At 56.8% G+C, this 9,412-nt stretch carries 9 protein-coding genes and 1 pseudogene; 7 read left to right on the plus strand and 3 right to left on the minus strand.

Annotated features, from left to right (window positions below; all coding sequences use genetic code 11):
- Nucleotides 1–461, plus strand: a 461-nt coding sequence (locus NKI47_RS34030; protein ID WP_352596018.1) for an SDR family NAD(P)-dependent oxidoreductase, incomplete at its 5' end; no start/stop codon positions are given.
- An 848-nt stretch (nt 462–1,309) separates the two neighbouring features.
- Here NKI47_RS34030 and NKI47_RS34035 read toward each other — a convergent pair.
- Nucleotides 1,310–1,553 (minus strand): annotated as a pseudogene (locus NKI47_RS34035) (glutamate dehydrogenase); the annotation flags it as partial.
- A gap of 567 nt (nt 1,554–2,120) precedes the next feature.
- Here NKI47_RS34035 and NKI47_RS34040 point away from each other — a divergent pair.
- The 5 genes from NKI47_RS34040 to NKI47_RS34060 all read left to right on the plus strand — a co-directional run bounded on the left by NKI47_RS34040 (nt 2,121) and on the right by NKI47_RS34060 (nt 7,335).
- Entirely contained in the window at nt 2,121–2,885 is a 765-nt protein-coding gene (locus NKI47_RS34040) for an SDR family oxidoreductase (RefSeq protein ID WP_352596021.1), read from the plus strand.
- 27 nt (nt 2,886–2,912) lie between these two features.
- A complete protein-coding gene (locus tag NKI47_RS34045; RefSeq protein ID WP_352596024.1) occupies nt 2,913–4,127 on the plus strand; it encodes a family 3 encapsulin nanocompartment shell protein in 1,215 nt (404 codons plus the stop codon).
- Nucleotides 4,128–4,176: 49 nt separating this feature from the next.
- Complete coding sequence (locus NKI47_RS34050) at nt 4,177–4,983, plus strand: SDR family NAD(P)-dependent oxidoreductase (RefSeq protein WP_352596027.1); 807 nt, start codon at nt 4,177–4,179, stop codon at nt 4,981–4,983.
- A gap of 46 nt (nt 4,984–5,029) precedes the next feature.
- Nucleotides 5,030–6,052, plus strand: coding sequence for a hydroxymethylglutaryl-CoA lyase-like TIM-barrel protein (locus tag NKI47_RS34055; protein WP_352596030.1), 1,023 nt, complete (start codon nt 5,030–5,032; stop codon nt 6,050–6,052).
- 227 nt (nt 6,053–6,279) lie between these two features.
- The gene (locus tag NKI47_RS34060) at nt 6,280–7,335 is read left to right on the plus strand and encodes a PLP-dependent aminotransferase family protein (protein ID WP_352596033.1); all 1,056 of its coding nucleotides are present in this window, start codon (nt 6,280–6,282) and stop codon (nt 7,333–7,335) included.
- 83 nt (nt 7,336–7,418) lie between these two features.
- Here NKI47_RS34060 and NKI47_RS34065 read toward each other — a convergent pair whose 3' ends face one another.
- The gene (locus tag NKI47_RS34065) at nt 7,419–7,598 is read right to left on the minus strand and encodes a hypothetical protein (RefSeq protein WP_352596036.1); all 180 of its coding nucleotides are present in this window, start codon (nt 7,596–7,598) and stop codon (nt 7,419–7,421) included.
- 173 nt (nt 7,599–7,771) lie between these two features.
- Between NKI47_RS34065 and NKI47_RS34070 the strand changes: the two genes are divergently transcribed.
- Nucleotides 7,772–8,938, plus strand: coding sequence for an HAD-IIA family hydrolase (locus NKI47_RS34070; RefSeq protein ID WP_352596039.1), 1,167 nt, complete (start codon nt 7,772–7,774; stop codon nt 8,936–8,938).
- 39 nt (nt 8,939–8,977) lie between these two features.
- On the opposite strand, the gene NKI47_RS34075 is transcribed toward NKI47_RS34070, so the two are convergent.
- On the minus strand, nt 8,978–9,247 hold the full coding sequence (locus tag NKI47_RS34075) for a hypothetical protein (RefSeq protein ID WP_352596044.1): 270 nt from the start codon (nt 9,245–9,247) through the stop codon (nt 8,978–8,980).
- Between the last annotated feature and the right edge of the window lie 165 nt (nt 9,248–9,412).

The raw sequence follows: 9,412 nt of genomic DNA on the forward strand, positions 1-9,412 counted from the left end.
CCAAGTATGTGGTCCCGGAAATGAGACGTATCGGCTCGGGCACGATCGTCAACATCGGGTCGGTCGAGGGCTATATGGTCAACCCTTGGCATACTGCCTACGCCGCCTCGAAGGCCGGCGTGCATGGTCTTACGCTGGGACTGGCAGTTGACCTTGGGCCGGATGGTATTCGTTGCAATACCGTTTGCCCTGGTTGGATCGATACCGAGCTGAATCGGGCCTATGTCGAGATGCACCCGGACCGAAGCTTGATCGAGCGGGAATTGGGGCAACTTCATCCGGTGGGAAGGATTGGCGCCCCAAAAGAGATAGCCAATGCGGTCCTATGGTTAGCTAGTGAGGATTCCAGTTTCGTTAGCGGTGAAATGATCTCCGTCGACGGCGCGCGAACCAAGAAGATATCACTGCCCGCCATCTTGGACGAGGAGTACCGAGCCAAGCTGACGAAGCCGCAGCCATAGTGGTGCGTTGGCGACTTCGAACGGGTTGCGACAGAGGCTGTCGCTCGCCAGGATCATCCTGGCCCGCCCTTGAGCCGCACGATGGTATCGACCTTCGGCCTCTTGCAGGCGGGCAGGTCGAGAACGCCGACGTCGCTTGGATTCCGAGAGGGGAACGTTCGTATAGGGTGTGATAAACCCTCGATCGGCGAGAGGAAAATTCGACATCTATGGCGATGAGCAGTGGCCTCGGGAAGGCCAAGGATTGCGGTTTAGGCAATGTGAGCGATCTCCCCCACAAGGGACCTGTTTCGACCGGAGACATCGCGAACAGGTGTGCGAAGACATCGCGACCAGTTTCGTGCGCCTTGCGCGGGCAGTTCGTGGTGCCATTCGAGGCCAGGCGCGTGATGATCCAGAAGGAAGAATTTGTGCGCTTGGCGCTGGCGCCGGGGGCGAATGTGCCATCGCTTCGGGATGTTCGGCGTAGAACCAATGCGGCGCTGCCTGGACCTTCCGCATCGCCATGGAGTACGGCAGGTCGGCAGCATCCACCGCGGTCGCTGCAACGCTTCAGCGATTTGAACGTTTTCCCATATTCGAGGCAGATAATTCATTGTGGCGTAACGCGGTATGTCGGATCAATCCAAAGAATGGCCGGGAGGCGAACCGACCTCTTGGGGTTGACCTCGGGAGCTGTTGGCCTTTTTGGTCTCGGTCGGGCATCGAACGAAACGCTATACCTGACCGAACTGACCGCACACGATCCATTGGTTTCGCCTTGTCTAGCCGAGGCCGGGTAGGTCCGACCCATGCCGGCGTCCTTGCGCGAGGCCATTGAAAGTCCCGGCAGCTCCCTCAAGGAGGTTGATACGGGCCCAAGTGCTGCGCATGACGTCCTCATAAGGGGAGGGGACCGCACGAGATCGATCTCGGCGCCCCTTCAAGAAATTCGTCGCGCATATCGGCTGGAATCGGCCTGCCTGTTATCCTCTCGAGCGCTGTGGCGATTGTCTGGTTTCGTCGCTCGCTCCGCCGTCTTTTCATCAAGCCAAAACAGTTGTGGGTCAGATTCACCCATTCGAAATGGCTCACCAACACGCCTCCTGCGTGTCTGGACCGGGACATTGCGAACAGGTTTGCGAGGACATCGCGAACAGTTATGCATGCTATCGCCCCAAGGCATTGAGGTCGATGTTTTCTATTTTCTGATGTCTGAACCAGGCGTCGAAGACGCCGTCGCGGCGGTTGGCCTGAAGGCGAAGGCCTGCACAAACGCATGGTGCGGCCAAGAATGGACGAAACCATGCTGCTACGCGACGCAGAATATTGCCCTTGGCGTATTCAAATGGCGGACAGTTTCGTGATACTGGCGCGGCGAGGCTTGGTAGCGGTCGAGCGGCACGCTGCGGCCAATATTGTACACTACTAATTCGCCTTAAGTTGCTTACCCAACACTGTCTTCAGAACCGGAAGGCGACCGGTCACCTATCGGAACGACGGCGGAGTTACGTCGGATTCCGTGCATTTGTGTCATCATCATGCACTTACAGCAAACCGAAGTTTTATCAGCAGGGCTATCCTACTGTTTTGAGCAGATTTTTTCGTTTGGCACGATAAATGCTTGGCTGTCTGCAACGGTGCCAAGAAGCGTGGTGATGTTGATTAGGGGTAAAAAAAATGGATTTAGGGCTTGACGGCAAGGTGGCAATGGTCGCGGCCGCCTCCAGCGGCTTAGGTTTGGCCACAGCTGAGGAGTTAGCCAACGAAGGCTGCCGCCTGTCCATCTGTGGGCGGGATCCGGGGCGGCTAGAAAGAGCAGTGGATCGGTTGCGCAGCACAGGTGCCGAAGTGCTGGCGCGCGCGACCGATGTAACTGACTGCGCCGATGCAGCAGCTTGGGTTGCCGAAACAGCAGAGCATTTTCGGTGTATCGACATCTTGGTGACAAATTGCGGCGGCGTTTCTGCCGGGCCACCCTCGGCCATGACGCCTAAGGATTTCGACGAGGCGTTTGACCGAGTGCTTTTACCTTCGATAAATCTAGTTACGGCTGCCTTGCCGTATCTGCGGCGCTCGCGGGCGGGGCGAATATTGATGCTCGCTTCCGAGGCTATTGTACGGACCCCAGTACATTTCGCGCTGTCGGGTGTCGCACGAGCAGGGCTAGTGCCCTACTGCCACACGCTCGTACAAGAATTGTCGGGCGAGAGCATCACCGTAAACGTGCTCGCTCCTGGAGCACACAGCACCGCGATTCACGAAGCCAATCGCCTCGGCGGCCACGCCGAAGCCATCCGTGCGCTCGAGGATAGAACCCCAGCCCGACGCCTTGGCGATCCCTCGGAATTCGCAGCAATCGCTGCATTTTTGGCCAGCGCCCGCGCGGCCTATGTCAGCGGCGCCCTGATCGTCATCGATGGTGGGCTGAGTGCAACCGTCTGAACAATTCGTCGCACTAGGAGCCGTCGCATGAACGAAGCCAACGCAAACAGAACCGTCATCGATCTCGGCCGTTCAATCGCACATGCGTGTATTCGCCATCGTCCTGAGCAGGAACTCACTTTCCCGTTTAGTCTTCTGACGCTTGAAAATTACTCCGCCAACCCTCCGACACCGCGCCTGACAGTGCGCGATCGATTCAAGGAAGTCGATCTTTTACAGCGCGAGTCGGGTTACTGGTATGATATGAATTCTGAAGAGGTGGTTGAGGCAGCTGAGGGGGTCGACGCGCTTCCTGAGTTTCAACGCGCCTTTTGCCATGCCGAAACGGTTGATCTCTATCCCACACGCGCCTGGATTGGCGTGCACGAGGCGATGTTCCGCGATACGGAAGCGCTAACTTCATTTATTGCCACCCGCCTGGTGCCGCGGCTCCTTACAGCTGAGAACCAAGCCCTTTTAAACGGGCCTTATGGACTCCTCAACATGCCCAGCATTGCTAACGTGGAGCGGGTCTCGGGGGATCCGGGTATCTGCGCTCTCGAGGCCTGCAACACGGTAGAACAGCAAGGGGAGACCGCGGGACGTATGTTCCTCAACCCTCGCGATCACCGGACAATGGTGCGGACCTCGGATGTTGTCCGAAAGCTTGAATCAAGTGGAGTTCGCATCACTCGTACGCAGCTTGTGCCAGAAAACCAGGGCATCGAAGGCGATTTTGACCTTGGCACGCGTCTTTTCGAGGCAGGTTGCGCCACGGTGAAGATTGGAGAAGCCGGCAAAGCGACGGATGGTGGCCGAATTTGCCGGCTTGAAGGTTCATTCAAGGAGCGCCTTGTCGTCAGCCTGCCGATGGCGGTTGTGAAGTTCGAAATGAGCCAGACCTGGACAACGAAGGAGCATCGCAATGTCTTCTTCTACTATGGTGTGCTCATTGCGGGTAGCGCGTTCATCGCGCTTCAGGACAATGCATTGATGCTACAGCTGGCGGCAATTTGCTCCGGTCTGGCCTTCTATGCAGTCTGTGGCTTAATCCAGGCCTACATCAGCAAGACGGCCACGCCTGAAAACGCCATGATTATATTCGCGATCACCAACGTCTTTCTAGCGCTCGGTACAACCTTTGGAACTTCACGGGCGGCCATCTTCAAAACAGCGTTTGGTTTCCAAGATGTTTACTTTGCTGTCGCGGGCGTCGCCGCTCTTGCGATTTGCATCACGCTGATCTTGCCTGTTGAACGATGACTTTGACCTGAACTAAAGCGAAAATCATAGCTGGAATTGGTAATCTATTATGTCTGATACAACTCGTAATTCTGCAATTGGCGCAGAAGCATACCAGGAGCTCTTCGGAATTAATGGCAAGGTAGTCTGCATTTCAGGCTCGAGCCGCGGTCTAGGGAAGTCGCTCGCCACCTGCTTTGGACGGTTGGGTACGAAGGTAGTCCTTTCCTCGCACAATATTGAAGAGCTGACCGAAGCGGAGGCCGAACTTGCGGGCCAAGGAATCAACGTGACGGCTATCCGCGCCGATGTGCGGTCGCACGACGATTGCAAGGCACTGATCAGTGCCACAATCGACCGGTTTGGGCAGATCGATGTGATGGTCTGCAACGCAGGTACCGACATCATTAAGCCAGCGCATTCATATGAAGAGCCGGAATGGGACGAAATTCTCGATACCAATCTGCGTGGCTACTACTATTGTGCCAAGTTTGCCGCCCAAGCAATGCTGGATCAAGGCGGCGGCAGCATCATCATGACTTCTTCGGTCGCCAGTTCGCTCGGCATACCGGGCCTGACTGTCTATGCTGCGAGCAAAGGTGGCGTCAATCAACTGACGCGCACCATGGCGGTAGAATGGGCCAATAAGGGTATTCGTGTAAACGCCGTCGCACCTGGATTCATCAACAACTTCATGGATGGGGTGCATACTAATCTCGATAGCCCTTATCAGCGCCGCGCAATGGAACTCACTCCGATGCGACGCCGCGGCAATTTGTCCGAATATTTCGGGCCTTATATTTTCCTCGCGAGCCCAGCTGCATCGTTCGTAACAGGCGAGATTCTCTACGTCGATGGGGGCTACGCCGCGAGCTGATGCAGGATGCTTCGATGTTGTGGCGGTATTTGGAGGAGGATGGGCAATGTTAAACACAATACCAGACGAAGTGAACTTCCTAGATTGCACTTTGCGCGACGGTGGCTACTACACAAATTGGAATTTCGCGCCGGAACTGGTGTCTGACTATGTCGCTACTATCAACACTCTCCCAGTGCGCATGGTTGAGCTGGGGCTCGCCGGAAAGCCCGAGAGCCACGGATATTTCGCCAGTGTGACGAGCTCTAAGGCCGAACAGGTGGCTGCTGGTCTCCTGGTCAAGGCATGCGTGATGATCGATGCCAAGGATGTGCTTGCGAGCGAACTGCCTATACCCCTTGCCGTGATCCGCCTGACAGAAGGACTAGTGCCAGGGCATATCACGACCGTCCGCGTGGCGGCGCATTACAGCAACTTGGCTGCCTGCCGGAACATTTGCGCTGAGTTGTCTCACAGAGGCTTCCGTGTGTTTTTGAATCTCATGCAAATCGATGCAGCAAATGCTGCAGAAGTTGAGATGTGCCTGAAGGAGGTTAAGCAGATCGACACCATCGACGTGCTTTATGTTGCCGATTCCTTTGGCTCTATGAAGCCGACTCGCGTGCAGGAATTAATCGACCGGCTTGCGGGTCGAATCGAGGCTGACATTGGATTCCACGGCCATGACAACCGCGGATATGCGCTGGTCAATTCAGTTGCCGCCGTGACGGCGGGAGCGACCTGGATAGACTGCACCATGGGGGGCATGGGCCGCGGGGCGGGAAATACGGCCAGTGAGCAACTCCTACCGATTCTCACTCACCTCGAAACATCCAAGGAAAGGGCACTCCTCGAGCACGTCCTGCGTCACTTCGATCCGCTTCGCAAACGGTATGGCTGGGGCAGCAGCGCGGCATACCAATTCGCGGGCTCAAACTTTATCCATCCGACCTATGTTCAAAAGCTACGTGAAGGCCGGGCATTGTCTGACGCCGCGATTATCAGGCGCCTTTCGGACCTCCGCGCCGATGAACGGATGAGTTTTGCCAATGAAAAGCTGTCGGCGCTGATGGCGCAGGATATCCCCTGATCGCGGATATCTCCGTCGAGGTGCCCCTTTTTCCCAATTTGGAGGAAGCCATGACTCTCCCAAATGCGGTTGTGAAACCATCGGTCCTCCCGTCGGATCCGCGGTTTGCATCAGGCCCTTGCCGTAAACATCCTGGTTGGAGCGTGCACCCAACTATGCTGCGCCATGTTGGACGAAGTCACCGGAGCTCCGAGGGAGCAGAAAGGCTAGGAGGGGTAGTCAGGCGCATGGCCTCTTTGCTGGAGCTGCCTGATAGCTGGCTCTGCGGAATCGTGCCCGGTTCGGGCACTGGGGCCTGCAGCATGGCCTTGCAAAATCTACTCGGCCCTTTTCCAGTCGAGACATTCTTGTCCGACAGCTTCTCGCAGTATTGGGCAAATGAGATCGATACGTTGGAGCTTGCCCGCCAAAGCCGGCACATTTGTGCTTACGGAGATTTTCCGAGCACTAGCAGGATCGACCCCAATCACGACATCGTTCTAGTGCTAAACGGCACCAGCAGCGGCGTTTGTCCACCGGATCTTGACTGGATTCTTCCTGACCGTGCCGGGCTTGTGATCGCAGATGCCGTCTCGGCAGCTTTTACGAGGCACATCGACTTCGATCGGATCGATGTTCTGTGCTGGTCGTGGCAGAAGGCGCTTGGCGGCGAAGGCGGCCACGGCATGATCGCGCTCTCGCCTCGAGCCCAGGCACGGCTGAAAGCCAGCGGACGTAAGCCTGTAGCCAGGCTCATCAGACTGCACAACCCCGACGGATCTGTGAACAAAGCGTTCTTTGGCGGCCGGACGATCTCCACCCCCAGCATGTTCGCCGTCGAGGATATCCACTCTGCGCTCGACTGGGCCGAAGCGTGCGGCGGACTACCCGCGCTTCTGAAGAGGGTTGCCAATAACTATGCTGTGATGGCCGACTGGGTAAACTCTACTCCTTGGATTGATTGGACTTGCACCAATCCGGCAGCACGCTCCACCTGTTCAATTACTCTTCGGCTTGTACGAGAGCAGCTCGCTGCCGGCGATAAAGAGGACGACGGTAAAATCGTTGCGGGGATGATCCGTCTGCTCGAAGCCGAAGACGCGGCTTTTGACATCTGGAGCTACGGTGACGCGCCACCGGGATTTCGGATATGGGCGGGGCCTACGGTCGAGGCAGACGACTTGGCGATTTTATGCGAGTGGCTGGCCTGGGCTTATAGCGAGACGTGCAATGCCAGCATGCCACCCGAAGCGTTAGGCGCGCGTGACAGAGAGCTTGTTCAGGGGCGATATCATGACCAATGATACTCAACAAAGGCGGTTGATCTACTCAGAACATACTGCAGATCTGTATTTTCCTGTCTAACTGCCGGTAGGAGATTGTGTCCTCAGCCCGCAAATAGGCTCCAGGAGTCGTCAAGATGCAAGGCAGCGTTGACCTCACAGGACAGGGCCTTCTCGCGATAAGGTCCGTCAGCAAGGGCGAAATCATTGGACGGTTCGGTGGCCGCCTTGTTCCAGCCGATTCTATCGATGCCTATGTGGCGAAGGTGGGCAAGTTCGGCCATCAGGCTCACCCGCGCTCGTACGTTTGCCCCGAAAACGCTGATGAGATCTCACGGATCGGAGCAATCAATCTTAGCTGTGAACCGACTGTCGGACTATCTGATGCACTCACGCTTGTGGCGATGCAACATATCGTTGCGAGCAAGGAGGGGGCCGTCGAGCTCCTGACTACGCAATGACCGGATCTCAGGCAGGCGGTTTTTCCGGCTGTAAGTGTGGCGCCCCACATTGCCGCGGCAAGATCACACGCGACGACTGGTGCATCAGAGCGTTGCAAGAGGCTTATCAAGGCTACTTTGCGCCGTTCAAGACGCGTGCGGTTCAGTCAGGGACGGAGTCGGCCTGTGCTCTGACCGCGGCCCTCGACAGCCTACCAACGCTCGAGCGTCCTCCTCAGACACTGGCAGATTGCTATGACGCGATACTTTTCGACGCGATGGGGGTCCTGATCAGCGAAAATGCAGCGCTCCCCGGTGCTGCTGATATCTTGGCCCGACTTAATATGTCCGGTCAGCCATACTACATCGTGACGAATATCAGCAGTGGATCGGATGAAACGATATTCGCACGTCTCCGCGGCGCGGGACTTCCGATTCCGGCGGTCGACCGTATCGTGTCCGCGGGAGGTGTTGCGCGACATCGCGTGCTCGAAGAGCTGGCGGCCGGGCGGCTAGTTTCGTATGTGGGCAGTGCACACGCTGCGCACGAGATCTTCGCCAAGCATCCAAATCTTCATTGCGCTGACACGGCCGAGACATTCGACACACTCGTAGTGCTCGATGACGAAGGTTTCGATTTTAAACGGGCTGCCGATCACATCCTGTCGACCTTTCAACGCAGACTGGTCGAGACGGGCGAAATGCCCCGTATTATAGCGGCAAACGCGGACATCATTTATCCTGGCAAGAACGGCTCACTCGTCTTTGGACCAAGCATAATAGGGCCAATGCTTCAGGCAGGACTAGCGCCATTCGGAGCCCCTCCAATCTCAGTAGAGTTTATGGGCAAGCCAGGAAGAGCGATTTTCGAAGAGTGCATCGCTCGGGCCGGTACCGACCGTCTTTTGATGATCGGCGATCAGGTTGATACTGATATCAAGGGCGCAAAGGCTGCCGGGCTCGACGCACTTCTCGTAACCACTGGCCTCAACAACTGCGGCGAGTTGCGTCAAGACGAGAACGGCGCTCCCGATTATGTCGCAAAGAACCTCGATCAGATCTTTAACGGCAGTTTGTTTCCTCACCTTCGATCGGCGAGGCATTCCAGTACAACGGATCAGGTCTGGGCAGCTTGGAACGAGAAGCGCGGAGCGGACAAGGCGGGTCTTGGCGGCAGCGGTTGAACGCGGCAGCACAAGGGAAATGGCGATAAATCGTTTCGACTATTTATTCCGGCGATTAAGCTGCCGTTTGGTGGCGTGGCGATACGGCAATGATCGCTTCAGAGCCCCAAAGAACCAGCCATGCGCTGACGCCATTAGGCTGGCCGCTTTTGTGGACTGCCTTGCCGAAATGATCGGACCCGGCAGCGAGCACTCCAGCACCATGACCGCAAGGCCGATATCGAAATGGCCGACACGTTCGACCGCATCAAATGGTACCGCTGGCACGGCAACGCCTATAGAGCGCGCGGTGAAATCGGCGATCTGCATCTCGACCCCGAGGCCGCAGACACCGTTTATCTGAGGGCATCAGTCGCACCGCTTGAGCCAAATGGACACCTCGAAAAACCTGGCAATCGAGACCGCATTTTGATTCACTTCGCCTGGTGATTTGCACGGAGGCGTTGGATGCGAGGCCAGGCTGGATTCTGGGAC

Origin of the sequence: Mesorhizobium sp. M0633, assembly GCF_040320645.1 — a bacterium.
GTDB lineage: Bacteria > Pseudomonadota > Alphaproteobacteria > Rhizobiales > Rhizobiaceae > Mesorhizobium.